Below are 17,045 nucleotides of genomic sequence, written 5' to 3'. Positions count from 1 at the left end.
GGTTTAAAAGTGTTAAGCTGAAAAATAACAAACGGATTGAATTAGAAGATTAATCGCTTGCCGGCATGGGTATAGTCTTAAACCGGCAATGCCTGTAAGGAAGTACGATGATGATCGAATCTAAGGTGAATGCTTTTCTCGAGAGGCATGCTTTTCAGCTTAATAACAAAGCGATTGCAGTAGGAGTATCAGGAGGTCCGGATTCACTTGCGCTGCTTCATTATTTATGGGAGCAGCGGGAGAATCGCTCCCTGAAGTTAGTGGCTGTCCACGTTGATCATATGTTCCGTGGAGACGAGTCCTATCAAGACGCTCTTTTTGTAAAAGGGTTTTGTGAAGAACGCCAAATTCCCTTCGAAATGAAAAGAGTGGATGTCCCGGAATATATGGGCAAGACAGGCTTGAGCTCGCAACAGGCTGCCCGTGATTGCCGCTACCGCTTTTACGGGGAAGTAATGAAAAGTCATGGTCTGCAATATCTCGCACTGGGGCACCATGGCGATGACCAGATAGAGACGGTTTTGATGAGGCTGACTAGGGGCAGTTCAGGAAAGGCCCGGGCTGGAATTCCTTTTTCACGTAGTTTTGGGGAATATATACTCTTCCGTCCTTTTCTCTGTCTGACAAAAGAGGATCTGGGAGATTATTGTGCAGCAAATCTGCTCACACCGCGAATAGATCCCAGCAATGATAAGGAATACTACAGCAGGAACCGTTTCAGGAAAACTATTTTGCCGTTCCTAAAAGAAGAGAATCCAGCTGTACATGAGCACTTCCAGCGATTCAGCGACGATCTGCAGATGGATGAAGAATATCTTATTGAATTAACAACCGAAAAATTGAATAAAGTAATGATGAAAGAGGCCGGTGAGATAACAATTGATATTAGTTCCTTTCGGGCAATGCCAATGCCTTTACAAAGGAGAGGGATTAAACTAATATTAAATTATCTTTACAAAGAGCGACCTGCTTCTCTTTCCGCTATACATATTGAAAAAATATTTTCAATAATTCGCAATCCCCATCCATCAGGAACACTCGATTTCCCCAGCGGTTTAAGAATCATACGATCGTATGGAAATTGCCACTTTCAACTGAATCCACCTGAAAGGCATAGCTATTGTTTCGAACTATCTGGAACAGATCAGGTAATATTGCCGAATGGTGATGTGATTGAGGCCCAATTGCTCAATGATGTTCATGGAAGATTTGCATCTAAAGACCAGTTCATCGTTGACCTGGAGCAATCAGGGGTTCCATTGTTCGTCCGGACGAGGCAAAATGGCGACCGAATGACGTTGAAAGGGATGGCGGGTTCTAAGAAGGTAAAGGATATCTTTATCGATTTAAAGATCCCTTTGGCACAAAGGGATGAATGGCCGGTTATAACCGACCGGGAAGGCATCATACTCTGGCTTCCGGGTTTGAAAAAATCGCACCATGAAGCAAGCAAAGAGGGTAACAGGTTATTACTATTAACTTATATAAAGCATTGATATCTTCCAGGGGGCACAATAATCATGAAAAATGATATTGAAAAGGTATTATTTACAGAAGAAGAACTACAGGAAAAAACAAAGCAGCTGGCGGCTCAGTTAACTGAGGAATACAAGGACCGCTTTCCGCTTGCGATCGGAGTCCTAAAAGGCGCCATGCCTTTTATGGGTGATTTATTAAAGCGGATCGACGCGTATCTTGAAATGGACTTTATGGACGTGTCAAGCTACGGCAACTCCACTGTATCATCTGGTGAGGTTAAAATCTTGAAGGATTTAGATACTTCTGTAGAAGGAAGAGACATCCTGATCATTGAAGACATAATCGACAGCGGATTGACGCTGAGCTACCTTGTAGAGCTTTTCAGATACCGCAAGGCGAAGTCAATCAAGATTGTAACGCTATTGGATAAACCGACAGGAAGAAAAGCTGATATCCAGGCGGACTATGTTGGCTTCATCGTTCCGGATGAGTTTGTAGTCGGGTATGGCCTTGATTATGCTGAGAAGTATCGCAACCTGCCATACATTGGAGTATTGAAGCCAGAAGTCTATACAAAATAAACGGTTAGAAATCCATTTTGAATAACTGCAAAATATTCTGAATGTTAATTTCTTGTATTAGCATAATTTGCTATGATACTATTTAATATAGTTTGTCTACCGTGGGAGGAGGTAAGGGATGAATCGGATATTCCGTAATACCATCTTTTATTTATTGATATTTTTAGTCATTATCGGAGTAGTGAGCTTCTTTAACGGCAATAACCAGCCGACAGAACAAATCTCTTACGATAAATTCATGCAGGAACTGGAAGCAGGCAATGTTGAGGGAGACCTTTCATTACAGCCTGAGCGAGGGGTGTATGAGGTAAGAGGCCAGCTTAAAGGGCAAGAAGAAGGAAAAGGGTTCATTACTTATGTCTGGAACAATCCAGATACCCTGAGCCGCATTGAAGAAACGGCTGCTCAAGCAGACGTAGAGATTAAACCAGCTAAGGAAACAAGCGGATGGGTAACGTTCTTTACGTCCATTATTCCGTTCATTATCATTTTCATCCTGTTCTTCTTCTTATTAAACCAGGCACAGGGCGGCGGAAGCCGTGTTATGAACTTCGGAAAGAGCAAAGCAAAGCTTTATAACGAAGAAAAGAAGAAAGTCCGCTTTAAAGACGTGGCGGGCGCAGATGAAGAGAAGCAAGAGCTTGTCGAGGTAGTTGAGTTCCTTAAAGATCCACGCAAATTCGCTGAACTTGGAGCGCGCATTCCAAAAGGAGTACTTTTGGTCGGACCTCCGGGAACAGGTAAAACATTGCTTGCACGTGCTGTTGCAGGGGAAGCGGGCGTACCGTTCTTCTCGATCAGTGGTTCCGACTTCGTTGAAATGTTTGTCGGTGTCGGTGCGTCTCGTGTACGTGATTTATTTGAAACAGCTAAAAAGAATGCTCCATGTATCATTTTTATAGATGAAATCGATGCTGTTGGCCGCCAGCGTGGCGCTGGACTTGGCGGAGGGCACGATGAGCGTGAGCAGACGCTTAACCAGCTTCTTGTTGAAATGGACGGTTTCGGTGCGAACGAAGGTATCATTATCGTTGCCGCCACTAACCGCCCGGACATCCTTGACCCTGCATTGCTGCGTCCAGGACGTTTTGACCGCCAGATCACAGTGGACCGCCCGGATGTAACAGGCCGTGAAGCTGTTCTGAAAGTCCATGCAAGAAACAAGCCGCTAGATGAATCAGTTAACTTGAAGAGTATTGCTGCACGTACTCCAGGATTCTCTGGTGCGGATCTTGAGAACTTGTTAAACGAAGCTGCACTCGTTGCAGCACGGAGAAACAAGAAGAAAATTGACATGCTCGATCTTGATGAGGCTACAGACCGTGTTATTGCCGGACCTGCTAAAAAGAGCCGTGTCATTTCCAAAAAAGAACGAAATATAGTTGCTTTCCATGAAGCTGGCCATACAGTCATCGGGGTTGTCCTTGATGAGGCAGAAATGGTTCACAAGGTAACGATTGTACCTCGCGGACAGGCGGGCGGTTATGCTGTCATGCTTCCGAAGGAAGATCGCTACTTCATGACAAAGCCAGAGCTTCTTGATAAGATTACCGGCCTGCTTGGCGGCCGTGTTGCTGAAGAAATCGTCTTTGGCGAAGTGAGCACGGGTGCACATAACGACTTCCAGCGCGCAACTGGCATTGCCAGAAAAATGGTGACTGAGTTCGGTATGAGCGACAAACTGGGACCTATGCAGTTTGGCCAGGCACAGGGACAGGTGTTCCTTGGCCGTGACCTGAACAATGACCAAAATTACTCTGACGCGATTGCGTATGAAATCGATCTTGAAATTCAGAGCATTATCAAACAAAGCTATGAAAGAGCGAAAAAACTTCTTACAGAGCATCGCGATAAGTTAGACTTGATCGCGAACACATTGTTAGAGATTGAGACTCTTGATGCAGAACAAATCAAGCATTTAGTGGATCACGGACGTCTTCCTGACCGCAGTGTCAGCATTGCCAAGGATGACATGAAAGTGACGATCAACACGAAAAAGGATGAAATGCCTGCGATCGAAGAGACTGATAAGAAAATCGACTCAATCATCGAAGATCCGAAGGCAATTGACGAAAATCCAAAAGAATAGATTACATGAAGCAGGTACCCTCTTGAGGGTACCTGCTTATTTTGATTTAGGCTCTGTTAAACTAGGCTGTTGATTTTCGTTCCAGGCGCTTCGCTTTCCGCGGGGCTGGCGCTGAGCCTCCTCGTCGCTTCGCTCCTGCGGGGTCTCATCTGACCAGCTAAGCCCGCAGGACATTGATTGAGCTTCCTCGAACCTGCCCACGCACGATGGAAATGCGTTAGCATTTTCGGAGGAGTCTACGCGCCTTCCACTACAATCAACAGGTATTAAAAACAACATTAGGCTTTAACAGAGCCTTGATTTAAGAAAGTATAAAATTTCATTCCGAGAAATGTCCAGCTCTAGCGCTTGTAGGGGCTGATCAAGGCGCTTGCGCTTTTCTTATGCGCCGTCTTTTCAGGATTGACTTTATTTAGTGAATTTCTAGTGATTATGTTATGATATTTGCAGTATTGATTCAGAAAACTATTGATAAGTTGGTGAGTAGCTTGATTTTTGTTTTTGACGTCGGCAATACAAATATCGTGTTAGGTGTTTATGACCAGGAAGAGTTAAAACACCATTGGAGAGTAGAGACAAACCGCCACAGAACAGAAGACGAATTTGGCATGATCATCAAAAATCTTTTTGACCATGTCCAGCTTTCTTTTTCAGATATAGATGGAATCATCATTTCTTCGGTTGTTCCGCCAATCATGTTCTCACTAGAGAGAATGTGCCAAAAGTACTTCCATATCAAGCCTTTAGTAGTAGGCCCTGGCATTAAGACAGGTCTCGACATAAAATATGAAAACCCGAGGGAAGTCGGTGCTGACCGAATTGTCAATGCTGTCGCGGCCATCCATGAGTATGGCAGCCCGCTGATCATCGTTGATTTTGGAACCGCAACAACCTATTGCTACATCAATGACCATAACCAATACATGGGTGGTGCGATTGCCCCTGGAATCAGCATATCCACGGAAGCCCTCTATTCAAGGGCTGCCAAACTGCCGAGGATCGAAATCAGCAGACCGGATGATGTGATCGGCAAAAATACAGTTTCAGCGATGCAAGCAGGCATCTTATATGGATATGTTGGACAGGTAGAGGGAATAGTTAAACGGATGAAAGATAAGAGTGCAGTTCCTGCCAAGGTGATTGCGACGGGCGGGCTGGCAAACCTGATTGCCCAGGAATCGAAGGTAATTGATGTCGTCGACCCATTTTTAACACTAAAAGGTCTGCAGCTTATCTATAAGCGTAATATGGAAAAAAACATTTAGACTAGCTCTTGCCGAGATTTTTACGCTTCCTTAATGACGATTTGAACCTTTAGGGAAGGGCGAAGTTTACGAAAAGAGCTAATGTAAAAAAACTATCTATCCGATTATAGCTTTTAACAGCACGAAGGGAGTAGAATAATGAGCGATTATTTAGTTAAGGCTCTTGCCTTTAATGGGCAGATTAGGGCTTATGCAGTCAAAAGTACAGAAACGGTAGGAGAGGCACAGCGCCGCCATTATACATGGCCGGTTGCCTCCGCGGCTCTAGGCCGATCCATGAGTGCCGGTTTGATGATGGGTGCCATGCTTAAAGGTGATGAGAAACTAACCATTAAGATTGCAGGTGGGGGACCCTTAGGGCCTATTCTGGTTGATAGCAATGCGCGTGGAGAAGTAAGAGGGTATGTAACGAACCCTCATGTCCACTTTGATTTAAATGAGCATGGAAAGCTGGATGTAAGAAGAGGTGTTGGAACAGACGGCACCCTTTCAGTTGTAAAAGATATTGGGATGCGTGATTATTTTACAGGGCAGGTGCCGTTGATTTCCGGTGAGTTAGGCGAGGATTTCACTTATTATTTCGTGACATCGGAACAAGTTCCTTCTTCGGTTGGTGTTGGCGTTCTCGTTAATCCTGATAATTCCATTAAAGCTGCAGGCGGTTTTATCATTCAATTGATGCCGGGAACAAAGGATGAGACCATTGCGTTTATTGAAAATCGATTAAAGGAAATTCCCCCGGTGTCTAAATTGATTGATAAAGGGTTGTCTCCTGAAGAATTGCTGGAAGAATTATTAGGCAAAGAAAATGTTAAGGTGCTAGAAACGGTGCCAGTGTCATTTGAGTGCAATTGTTCTAAAGAACGCTTCCATACTGCGTTGATCAGTCTTGGGTCTGCAGAACTTCAAGATATGATTGAAACAGACGGCCAGGCAGAAGCTCACTGTCATTTTTGCAATGAAAAATACCTATTTACAAAAGAAGAACTGGAAGAGATGGAGAAAGAAGCAAAATAAGCAGTTTCTGGGGGAAGAGAAGTGGAAAAAAAGCAGCTTTGGTATGTGATTGCCGGGTTGGCCATGTTGAATGTCATAACGCTCGTGCTGCTGCTAGTCAAACCTGCCTTCCTTGAAGGGAATAAAGAATCGGTTGCGGAGATTGGCAGGGAAACGATTTCCCGGCAGGAATGGCTTACCGAGCTAGAAGAAAGATACGGGGAAGAAACGCTCAGGGATCTGATTGACCAGGAAGTAGTCAAGCAAATGGCTGACGACTACGATATCAAGGTGTCAGACAAGGCGGTCGATCGGGAACTGACCATTTATAAAGCGATGTATTCTTCCGCAGGCAATGGACCTAAAACCGAAGATAAATGGAAGCAGCAAATCAAATACAGCCTTCTGCTCGAAGAACTTTTAACAAAGGATGTAAAAGTGTCGGAAGAGGATATGAAGGCATATTATGAACAAAATAATAGCTTGTTTGATATTCCGGCATCCTATCTTCTTTCGCAAATAGTTGTCGAAACGAAAAAAGAGGCTGACTCAGCTGTGAAAGAACTGAAGGAAGGATCGAGTTTTGCTGCGATGGCGATGGAGCGATCGACCGATGAATTTTCTGCTAACCAGGGTGGAGATATCGGATTCATCAATGAAGAAGATGAACTGGTGGCTCCTCAGGTTGTCGAGGCGGCGAAATCGCTGAAACCTGAAGAGTGGACAGGTCCAGTCAAAGTAGAGAATGGCTATGCGATCATTTACCTTCACGAAAGACTTGAAGGGAAGAAATATGCTTTTGAAGAAGTGAAAAATCAAATCCGCAGACAGATCGCTCTCGAGCAAATGGACATCCCGGTCTCTGCACGGGCTTTTTGGAATGACGCGGAAGTAAGCTGGTTTTATGGTGACAGCGAGAAGCAATAATGGAGTGGCACCGGTTATGTAGACTGGTGCTTTTTTTACTGGCTAAGAAAGTATAAACTTTTGTACTAAGATTAGTGTCCAGCTCCAGCGCCTAGCCCCTCGAGTCGCTTCGGTCCGCCCAATGAAGTCAAAGAACGACTTCATCGGTTGGCCCTCCAGCGCCTAGCCCCTCGAGTCGCTTCGGTCCGCCCAATGAAGTCAAAGAACGACTTCATCGGTCGGCCCTCCAGCGCTTGTCGGGGCTGACCAAGGCGCTTACGCTTTTCTTATATAGTCACTATCAGCCAATCTTCTGTTTAGGGCACTATGAAAAAGGATAGTTTAAAAAGGATGGGCATAAGACTGATTTTTGGAAATGTCGAAGCAATCTGATTGACATCGGTCAGAAGTACTGGTAAATTTTAATAAAACCAATTAACATAGTCGGAATAAAGTTGGAGGGGTGGGTAAAATGGTACGTATTGCAAATTCAATTAATGAGTTAGTCGGCCAGACACCAATCGTTAAATTAAACAGGCTTGTGGATGATCAAAGTGCGGATGTTTACTTGAAGCTTGAATATATGAATCCTGGAAGCAGCGTAAAGGATCGGATTGCTTTGGCGATGATTGAGGACGCTGAGGCTAAGGGAGTACTGAAACAAGGTGATACGATCATTGAACCAACGAGCGGAAATACCGGTATCGGCCTTGCGATGGTCGCTGCAGCTAAAGGGTACAAAGCAATCCTCGTCATGCCGGAAACAATGAGCATGGAGCGAAGGAACTTGCTGCGCGCTTATGGAGCAAATCTTGTGTTGACTCCGGGGCCTGAAGGAATGGGCGGAGCGATCCGTAAAGCAGGAGAGCTTGCAAAAGAGCATGGCTACTTCATGCCGCAGCAATTCGAAAACGAAGCAAACCCGACCGTTCACGAAAGAACGACTGGACCAGAAATCGTTGAGCAGATGGGTGATCAGTTAGACGCGTTCATTGCCGGAATCGGAACTGGCGGAACAATCACCGGGGCCGGAAAAGTCCTCCGTGAAAAGTACAAGGATATCAAAATCATCGCGGTAGAGCCTACCGACTCTCCAGTTTTATCTGGCGGAAAGCCTGGGCCACACAAAATCCAGGGAATTGGAGCAGGCTTTATTCCTGGTGTCCTTGACACAAGAGTATACGATGAAATCATCAAGGTGGAAAACGAGCAAGCATTTGAATTTGCTCGCCGCGCAGCCAAAGAAGAAGGTATCCTCGGCGGAATTTCCTCCGGAGCAGCCATCTATGCAGCATTGGAAACCGCGAAAAAGCTCGGCAAAGGCAAGAAAGTTCTCGCAATCATCCCGAGCAACGGCGAACGCTACCTGAGCACACCGCTTTATCAATTTGAAGATTAATCATGAGAGAGGCAAGCTTCGAGCCTGTCTCTTTTTTATTTTCTTAGGAAAAAAGTTAGCTTCACGTCCGTTTATAAACGAGAAAATCAACAAATTCTATGATAACTGCTTAAATTTTATAATTTAAAAATGAAAGCGCGCTCCTCATCATGTATGATGGATTAAGAGAAAAAAATAGGAGTGAAAAGCTTGCCGCACTATAGCATTCAATCATTGACGATTCCATATACAGCTTCACGTTTTTTTCATCAATATGATCATATTGCACAACAATATAAAGAGCATGTCATCCTTGAAAGCGGGAGGGGCGGCCGCTACAGCATCGCTGCCTTCGACCCGAAGGTTATTTTTTCAGGGAAAGATAACAAATTAACCGTTAGCTGTGATGCAGTAACGACTACGCATGAGGGGAACCCCCTTGAGTTAATGAAGCTTCAAATGGAAGAATACCAGGTTGCAGAAGTGGCAGGGCTCCCGGATTTCCAAGGCGGTGCGATTGGCTACCTCAGCTACGATTATGCCCGCTACATCGAGAAACTGCCTGCATTTGCAAAAGACGATTCGGGGATTCCGGAAGTGTATTTTCAGCTATTTTTAGAATGGTTTGTGTTTGACCATCAGACAGAAACGTTATGGCTGATGGCATTGGCTGAACAGGGGCAGGAAATCCAGGCAGAGGACAGGCTATCTCAGTGGAAGGAGCGCTGGGAGACTGATGCACAAGCACCATCTGAAAAAGCGTTAAAGCCAGCCGCCGATCATTTAGAAGTTTCCGTGAATGAGGCTGAATTTATCGGAGCCGTTGAGAAAGTCCAGCAATACATTTCGCAGGGTGACGTCTTCCAGGTGAATCTATCCGTCAGACAGTCGAAGCCAATCGAAACTGATGCGATTGAAATTTACCGGCAGCTTCGGAAACTGAACCCTTCTCCATATATGGGCTATTTGCATACGGAAGACTTCCAGCTCGTCAGCGGTTCACCTGAACTTTTAGCGAAAATAAAAGGTTTGGAAGTCAGCACGAGGCCGATCGCAGGCACAAGGTCGAGAGGCAACACCGATGAAGAGGATCTAGCGCTTGCCAATGAATTGATTGGGAACGAAAAGGAGCGTGCTGAACATGTCATGCTTGTCGATCTCGAAAGGAACGACCTTGGCAGGGTGTGCAAGTACGGAACTGTTGAAGTAAATGAATTCATGGCGATTGAAAAATACTCGCATGTCATGCATATCGTCTCGAATGTGAGGGGCGAGCTTGCAGAAGGGCATGACTGGTTCAATGTAGTCAATGCAGTCTTCCCTGGGGGGACGATTACCGGTGCCCCGAAAGTCCGGACGATGGAAATCATTGAAGAACTTGAGCCGGTGCGCCGCGGTCCATATACTGGATCTTTAGGCTGGGTAGGCTTTAACGGTAATATGGAATTGAATATCATCATCAGAACGATGCTCGTCAAAGACGGAATGGCACATGTCCAGGCAGGTGCCGGTGTCGTCATTGATTCCGTTCCGGCAAATGAATACAGAGAATCCTTAAAGAAAGCAATTGCTCTATGGAAGGCAAAAGAGCTTGCGGAGGGTGAAGCATGATTTTAATGATCGATAATTATGATTCGTTCACATACAACTTAGTCCAGTATCTTGGGGAAATGGGCGAGGAGCTCCAGGTCATCCGCAATGACCAGACTTCAATTAAGGGAATCGCAGAAATGAACCCGCAGTTCCTGATGATTTCGCCTGGGCCGTGCAGCCCGAATGAAGCGGGCATCAGCCTGGAGGCGATCAAGAACTTTTCCGGAAAGACGCCGATTTTCGGTGTCTGCCTTGGACATCAGTCGATTGCCCAGGTGTTCGGCGGTGATGTCGTCCGCGCGGAAAGGCTCATGCACGGGAAAACCTCGATGGTCTACCATGACGGCAAAACAATCTTTGCTGGCCTGGAAAATCCTTTTCCTGCCGCAAGATACCATTCGTTGATCGTAAAAAAAGAGACTCTTCCTGAATGCCTGGAAGTATCAGCATGGACAGAGGAAGGTGAAATCATGGCCATCCGCCATAAAACACTTCCGGTTGAAGGAGTCCAGTTCCATCCTGAATCTATCCTGACGACTTCTGGAAAGCAGCTGCTGCGGAACTTTATCTCGTATTATAAGCTGCAACAGGAAGTCAAACTGTAATGTACGTATACATCAACGGGGAATTTGCCAAACAGGAAGAAGTGCGGATCTCTCCTTTTGACCATGGGTTTTTATATGGGCTGGGCGTCTTCGAAACGTTCCGAATCTATAAAGGCCATCCGTTTTTATTGGATGACCATCTAGAGCGGCTGAATGCGAGCTTGCGGGTTCTGAATATAGATGCAGAATTTAATCGTGAGGAAATGGCTAGGATCCTGAATGAACTTTTAGTTAAAAATGCTTTCCGCAATGCGTACATTCGCCTGAATGTTTCCGCTGGTAATGGCGAAATCGGCTTGCAGACGGAAAGCTATACAAATCCGAATGTAGTTATTTTTTCAAAGCCTTTGTCATCTCCTGAGGGAATGTCCGAGAAAAAAGCGGTAGTGCTTGATATAAAACGGAACACCCCTGAAGGGACGGAACGGCTGAAGTCGCACCACTATCTCAACAATGTGCTCGCCAAGCGGGAGGTAGGTGCCGCACTGGACACCGAAGGGATTTTCCTGACTAAAGATGGGTATGTTTCTGAAGGAATCGTTTCGAATGTTTTTTGGTATAAGGACGGCATTCTTTACACACCGGCAATTGAGACGGGCATCTTGAACGGTGTTACCCGCAGGTTCGTGATTGCGGTTGCCCGTGAGGCAGGCATCGAGGTACGTGAAGGATTTTACAAAAAGGAAGAAGCGGAAGCAGCCGACGAGATCTTCCTGACGAACTCGATCCAGGAAATTGTCCCAGTGACCACTTTCTCAAGTGGAAATTACCCGGGAAAAGCAGGAGTAATCGCAAAAAAGCTATTTGAACAGTATGAATCACATCGCGAAACACTTTGGAGCAGAACACAATTGAATGGAGGGCTTGCGAATGAGTAAGGGACAATCGACCTTAATAAAGGCTGGTCCATATACCTTGGATTACACCAATAAAACTTTAATAATGGGAATCTTGAATGTCACTCCGGATTCTTTTTCAGACGGCGGCAAGTACAGCCATCTTGAAAATGCCGAAGCACATGCTAAAGAAATGATCGAGGATGGAGCGGATATTTTAGATATCGGCGGCGAATCGACACGGCCGGGCTACGAAAGGATTTCGGATGAAGAAGAAATCAGCAGGGTAGTGCCTGCGATTGAAGCAATTACAAAAGAGCTACAAATTCCAATCTCGATTGATACGTATAAGTCGAAGGTAGCAAAAAGTGCGGTAGATGCCGGAGCGGTGATCATAAACGATATTTGGGGAGCGAAGGCAGACCCGGAAATTGCCGATGTAGCTGCGGAAACCGGTGTTCCAATCATCCTGATGCACAATCGTAATGATTGCAATTACAATAACTTCATCAGGGATGTCCTCAATGACTTATATGAAAGCATCACGATTGCAAAAAAAGCAGGCGTCAGTGACGAACAGATTATCCTCGATCCCGGGATTGGCTTTGCAAAGGACCTTAAGGAGAATCTTGAGATGATGCGCCACCTTGATACGCTTGTCTCACTTGGCTATCCGGTACTGCTTGGCACCTCGAAAAAATCGATGATAGGAGGCGTTCTGGACCTGCCGGTTACAGAGAGAACGGAAGGAACCGGAGCAACTGTATGCTACGGCATTCAGAAGGGCTGCCAAATCGTCCGCATTCACGACGTAAAAGAAATGTCGCGGATGGCCAAGATGATGGACGCTCTTATTGGAAAGGGTGATTTCAGTGGATAAGATACATGTGAACCAAATGGAGTTTTACGGCTATCACGGAGTTTTCCCAGAAGAGACAAAGCTAGGCCAGCGTTTTGGCGTCGACCTGACGGTAGAGCTGGACCTTTCGAAGGCCGGCAAAAGCGATAACCTCAAGGATTCGATCAACTATGCAGAACTGTACCAGGCCTGCAAGGGAATAGTGGAGGGCGAACCTTTTAAACTGGTAGAAACCGTGGCTGAAAAGATTGCGGACACCATCCTCGAGAGTTTTTCGTTAGTAGAAGCTTGCCATGTAAAAGTGATCAAGCCAGACCCGCCGATTCCAGGGCATTACAAATCAGTCGCAGTCGAGATCACAAGGAGCAGATAAGAGTGGAAAATAAAGCGTATATTGCGCTGGGATCCAATATGGGTGACCGGTTAGATTATCTGAAAAAAGCAATCCTCCACCTTGAAAGCCACGAAAATATCACAGTGGTAAATACTTCATCAATCTATGAAACTGATCCGGTTGGATATACAAATCAGGATCAATTCTTGAATATGGCCATCCAAGTAATGACAAGCCTAAAACCGTTCGAGCTTCTGGATGTGTGCCTTAATATCGAAGAACAACTTGGGAGAAAAAGGGAAATGCGCTGGGGTCCGAGAACGTTAGACCTTGACATTTTGGTGTATAATCAAGAGAATATTGAAACAGAGAAGCTTACACTTCCGCACCCTCGAATGAGTGAACGTGCGTTTGTGATCCTTCCTTTACTTGAGATAGATCCAAACATCATGCTCCCCACAATGAAGGAGCCGCTGAAATCCTGTTTACAAAGCATACCAGATAAAGAAGGAGTACGAATATGGAAGCGGAAAAATGGGGAAGACGTATTCGCGCTTATCGAAAACTGAAGGGTTTCACACAGGAAAGCTTCGCAAAAGAGCTTGGCATATCGGTTTCGATTTTAGGCGAGATCGAAAGAGGCAACAGGATGCCTGATGAAAGCTTGATCGGAAAAATCGCTGGATTCCTGGATGTCAGTATAGAAGAATTAACCCCACAGTGAGGATTTATATAGGCTCTTTTCGTAAACCTTGTTGCTTCTACAAGTAAAAATCGGCATTTGGATTTTTACGAGTTAGAAATGCGTTCCTTGTTCAGAAATCTCCTCTCGAAGTTAAGAGCTATGCGGGATGATAACTTGGCACGAAAAACAACAATCTATGCGAAAACAGCCTTTTTATAATAGTGAAAGATCCAGAAGGAGGAATAACGTGCTTAAGATTGGCCATATCGAAATGAAAAACCAGGTCGTTCTTGCACCGATGGCCGGTATCTGCAACTCTGCATTCCGCCTGACGGTCAAAGAATTCGGCGCTGGACTTGTATGTGCTGAAATGGTCAGCGACAAGGGAATTGTTTTTCAAAACGATAGAACTTTAGATATGTTATATATAGATGAGCGAGAGAAGCCGCTGAGCCTGCAAATTTTTGGCGGCAAGAAGGAAACACTGGTGCAAGCGGCACAATATGTGGACAAGAATACAAATGCGGATATCATTGATATCAACATGGGTTGCCCGGTTCCGAAAATCACAAAATGTGATGCAGGTGCTAAATGGCTGCTTGACCCGAACAAAATCTATGAAATGGTATCTGCTGTAGTTGATGCTGTTGAAAAGCCAGTTACAGTTAAAATGCGTATGGGCTGGGATGAGGATCATATTTTTGCGATCCAGAATGCCCAGGCTGTAGAGCGAGCTGGCGGAAAAGCCGTAGCCCTTCACGGCCGTACACGTGTACAAATGTATGAAGGAAAAGCAAACTGGGATATCATCCGTGATGTAAAGCAGGCTGTAAATATTCCTGTCATCGGCAATGGCGATGTAGAAACACCTCAGGACGCAAAAAGAATGCTAGATGAAACTGGTGCAGACGGAGTAATGATTGGCCGTGCAGCACTTGGTAATCCATGGATGATCTATCGTACTGTTAAATTCCTTGAAACGGGCGAATTGATGGGCGAGCCAAATGCACGCGAGAAAATCGATGTCAGCATCCTTCATCTTGATCGATTAATTGCTTTGAAAAATGAGAATGTCGCAGTACGTGAAATGCGCAAGCATGCAGCCTGGTACCTAAAAGGAATCCGAGGCAATGCTATAGTCCGTAATCAAATAAATGAATGCGATACTAGAGAACAGCTTGTAGGCCTATTGACTAACTTTGCTGATGAAGTTGATGCAGCAAGTGAAGAAAAAGAACATCAAGTTGGATAAAAATTGACATTCACAATGACATTTCCTATAATACCTTTATTAATGCAACTGCCAGTGGTATAAAACTGGCAGTTTTTATTCTATTTAGCGTTTTTTTCGCCCTAACAAGCTTAATTCAGAGATTTTTAATGTCTGAACACGATAGTTTGTGTAAAATAATAAAAGTATCCACCCAACATACTAGGATTACATAATAAATTTATTTATATATTGGAGTGAAGGCGACATGAGTCATGAAGAATTAAATGACCAGCTCAGAGTCAGACGGGAAAAGATGAATTCATTGCGGGAAAAGGGCATGGATCCATTCGGTAAACGATTCGAACGCACACACCTGACTGATCAGCTGATCAGCGAGTTCGGAGAAATGGAAAAAGAAGAAATCGAAGCAAAGAATGTTTCGGTGAAAATAGCTGGACGAATCATGACTAAGCGCGGAAAAGGTAAAGCGGGCTTCGCACATATTCAGGACCTTGCTGGCCAAATCCAGATTTACATTCGCCAGGATGCAGTCGGCGAAGACCAATATGAAGTTTTTGATACCGCTGACCTTGGCGACATCATTGGTGTAGAAGGAACGCTATTCAAAACGAAAGTTGGCGAGCTTTCCATTAAGGCTCAAAACTTCGTGTTCCTGTCGAAGGCACTTCGTCCGCTTCCGGAAAAGTTCCACGGCCTTAAAGATGTTGAGCAGCGCTATCGCCAGCGTTACCTTGACCTGATCACAAGCAGCGAAAGCAAGAATACGTTCATTAACCGAAGCCGCATCATCCAATCGATGCGCCGTTATTTAGATGGACAAGGCTACCTTGAAGTAGAAACGCCATTAATGCACTCCATTGCCGGCGGAGCTTCTGCCCGTCCTTTCATCACTCACCATAACGCTCTGGATATGCAGTTATATATGCGTATCGCAATCGAGCTTCACTTGAAGCGCCTGATCGTTGGCGGTTTGGAAAAAGTGTATGAGATCGGCCGCGTATTCCGTAACGAAGGTATTTCTACAAGACACAATCCTGAGTTCACGATGCTTGAACTTTATGAAGCTTACGCTGACTACCGCGACATCATGTCACTCACTGAAAACATGGTTGCCCACATCGCCGAGGATGTCCTTGGTACAACTACTGTTCAATACGGTGAGTATGAAATAGACCTGAAGCCTGAGTGGAAGAGGGTTCACATGGTAGACGCAATCAAAGAATATACAGGAGTGGACTTCTGGCCACAGATGAGCACAGAAGAAGCCCGCGCGTTAGCTAAGGAGCACGGTGTGGAAATTACTGAGCACATGCAGTATGGTCACATTGTAAATGAGTTCTTTGAACAAAAGGTAGAAGAACACTTGATTCAGCCGACATTCATCTTCGGTCATCCGGTTGATATTTCTCCATTGGCTAAAAAGAACGATGAAGATTCAAGATTCACAGATCGCTTCGAATTGTTCATCGTTGCAAGGGAGCATGCGAACGCATTTACTGAGCTGAACGATCCAATCGACCAAAGAGAACGTTTCGAAGCTCAATTGAAAGAAAAAGAACAAGGAAACGATGAAGCACACGAAATGGATGATGATTTCATCGAAGCATTAGAATACGGTATGGCTCCAACTGGCGGGCTTGGTATCGGTATTGACCGCTTAGTAATGCTTTTAACAAATTCACCATCAATCAGGGATGTACTACTGTTCCCGCTAATGCGTCACCGTTAATAGATAGAAGGAAGGGCGAAGCGACATTGTTGCTTTGCCCTTTTCTATTCTGAGCACACCTATCAATTCTGAGCAGATTTGAACACAGTAATATGAATTATCTTTCTTTTAATTATGGAGAATAAAATAACAAAAACATGTTGCCTTGGGATTATAAAGATGCTATATTTATATCTGTTGCTACGAGCTACTTAGTCAGCAACAAAGAAATAAAAAAACTTATTGACATTGGGTTTTCAACCTGATAATATATAAGAGTTGCTTCTGACGGAGCAGCAAAAAACAAATTGCTCTTTGAAAACTAAACAAACAAGCGTCAACAAACAATTAATTTTCATGGCTTCTATTATATAGAAGATCATGAGCCAACGTTTTAACTTATGAGCTAACTCATAACTCTTTATTGGAGAGTTTGATCCTGGCTCAGGACGAACGCTGGCGGCGTGCCTAATACATGCAAGTCGAGCGGATCTTCA

16 protein-coding genes and 1 rRNA gene are annotated in these 17,045 nt (G+C 44.8%); all 17 read left to right on the top strand.

The window, feature by feature from the left end:
* Nucleotides 1-110: 110 nt before the first annotated feature.
* On the top strand, nt 111-1,496 hold the full coding sequence (gene tilS, locus M3204_RS21875) for a tRNA lysidine(34) synthetase TilS (protein WP_251488113.1): 1,386 nt from the start codon (nt 111-113) through the stop codon (nt 1,494-1,496).
* Between the two features lie 24 nt (nt 1,497-1,520).
* Entirely contained in the window at nt 1,521-2,060 is a 540-nt protein-coding gene (gene hpt, locus M3204_RS21870; RefSeq protein WP_251487990.1) for a hypoxanthine phosphoribosyltransferase, read from the top strand.
* 118 nt (nt 2,061-2,178) lie between these two features.
* A complete protein-coding gene (ftsH, locus tag M3204_RS21865) occupies nt 2,179-4,149 on the top strand; it encodes an ATP-dependent zinc metalloprotease FtsH (RefSeq protein ID WP_251487987.1) in 1,971 nt (656 codons plus the stop codon).
* A gap of 488 nt (nt 4,150-4,637) precedes the next feature.
* Nucleotides 4,638-5,414 carry a type III pantothenate kinase gene (locus M3204_RS21860; protein ID WP_251487984.1) on the top strand — a complete coding sequence of 259 codons (777 nt, stop codon included), beginning with the start codon at nt 4,638-4,640 and terminating at the stop codon, nt 5,412-5,414.
* 138 nt (nt 5,415-5,552) lie between these two features.
* The gene (gene hslO / locus M3204_RS21855; protein WP_251487982.1) at nt 5,553-6,431 is read left to right on the top strand and encodes an Hsp33 family molecular chaperone HslO; all 879 of its coding nucleotides are present in this window, start codon (nt 5,553-5,555) and stop codon (nt 6,429-6,431) included.
* A 21-nt stretch (nt 6,432-6,452) separates the two neighbouring features.
* Complete coding sequence (locus M3204_RS21850) at nt 6,453-7,337, top strand: peptidyl-prolyl cis-trans isomerase (protein WP_251487978.1); 885 nt, start codon at nt 6,453-6,455, stop codon at nt 7,335-7,337.
* A 451-nt stretch (nt 7,338-7,788) separates the two neighbouring features.
* On the top strand, nt 7,789-8,715 hold the full coding sequence (gene cysK, locus M3204_RS21845) for a cysteine synthase A (protein ID WP_251487975.1): 927 nt from the start codon (nt 7,789-7,791) through the stop codon (nt 8,713-8,715).
* 189 nt (nt 8,716-8,904) lie between these two features.
* Nucleotides 8,905-10,305, top strand: coding sequence for an anthranilate synthase component I family protein (locus M3204_RS21840; protein ID WP_251487972.1), 1,401 nt, complete (start codon nt 8,905-8,907; stop codon nt 10,303-10,305).
* Entirely contained in the window at nt 10,302-10,892 is a 591-nt protein-coding gene (pabA, locus tag M3204_RS21835) for an aminodeoxychorismate/anthranilate synthase component II (RefSeq protein ID WP_251487969.1), read from the top strand. Before M3204_RS21840 ends, pabA begins: the two co-directional genes overlap by 4 nt.
* Entirely contained in the window at nt 10,892-11,770 is an 879-nt protein-coding gene (gene pabC, locus M3204_RS21830; RefSeq protein ID WP_251487967.1) for an aminodeoxychorismate lyase, read from the top strand. The genes pabA and pabC overlap by 1 nt, the downstream gene beginning before the upstream one ends.
* The gene (folP, locus tag M3204_RS21825; protein WP_251487965.1) at nt 11,763-12,608 is read left to right on the top strand and encodes a dihydropteroate synthase; all 846 of its coding nucleotides are present in this window, start codon (nt 11,763-11,765) and stop codon (nt 12,606-12,608) included. Before pabC ends, folP begins: the two co-directional genes overlap by 8 nt.
* Nucleotides 12,601-12,960 (top strand): dihydroneopterin aldolase, encoded by a 360-nt coding sequence (gene folB / locus M3204_RS21820; protein WP_251487961.1) that lies wholly within the window; start codon nt 12,601-12,603, stop codon nt 12,958-12,960. Before folP ends, folB begins: the two co-directional genes overlap by 8 nt.
* Nucleotides 12,961-12,962: 2 nt before the next feature.
* A complete protein-coding gene (gene folK, locus M3204_RS21815; protein WP_251487944.1) occupies nt 12,963-13,490 on the top strand; it encodes a 2-amino-4-hydroxy-6-hydroxymethyldihydropteridine diphosphokinase in 528 nt (175 codons plus the stop codon).
* Nucleotides 13,442-13,645, top strand: coding sequence for a helix-turn-helix domain-containing protein (locus M3204_RS21810; protein WP_251487941.1), 204 nt, complete (start codon nt 13,442-13,444; stop codon nt 13,643-13,645). Before folK ends, M3204_RS21810 begins: the two co-directional genes overlap by 49 nt.
* A gap of 208 nt (nt 13,646-13,853) precedes the next feature.
* Nucleotides 13,854-14,858 carry a tRNA dihydrouridine synthase DusB gene (dusB, locus tag M3204_RS21805; RefSeq protein WP_251487925.1) on the top strand — a complete coding sequence of 335 codons (1,005 nt, stop codon included), beginning with the start codon at nt 13,854-13,856 and terminating at the stop codon, nt 14,856-14,858.
* A 226-nt stretch (nt 14,859-15,084) separates the two neighbouring features.
* Nucleotides 15,085-16,569 carry a lysine--tRNA ligase gene (gene lysS / locus M3204_RS21800; RefSeq protein WP_251487922.1) on the top strand — a complete coding sequence of 495 codons (1,485 nt, stop codon included), beginning with the start codon at nt 15,085-15,087 and terminating at the stop codon, nt 16,567-16,569.
* A gap of 400 nt (nt 16,570-16,969) precedes the next feature.
* Nucleotides 16,970-17,045 (top strand): 16S ribosomal RNA (locus M3204_RS21795); the annotation flags it as partial.

This window comes from Mesobacillus subterraneus, assembly GCF_023715485.1.
Classification (GTDB): Bacteria; Bacillota; Bacilli; order Bacillales; family Cytobacillaceae; genus Mesobacillus; species Mesobacillus subterraneus_B.
This window is presented reverse-complemented; position numbering and strand designations above follow the sequence as displayed.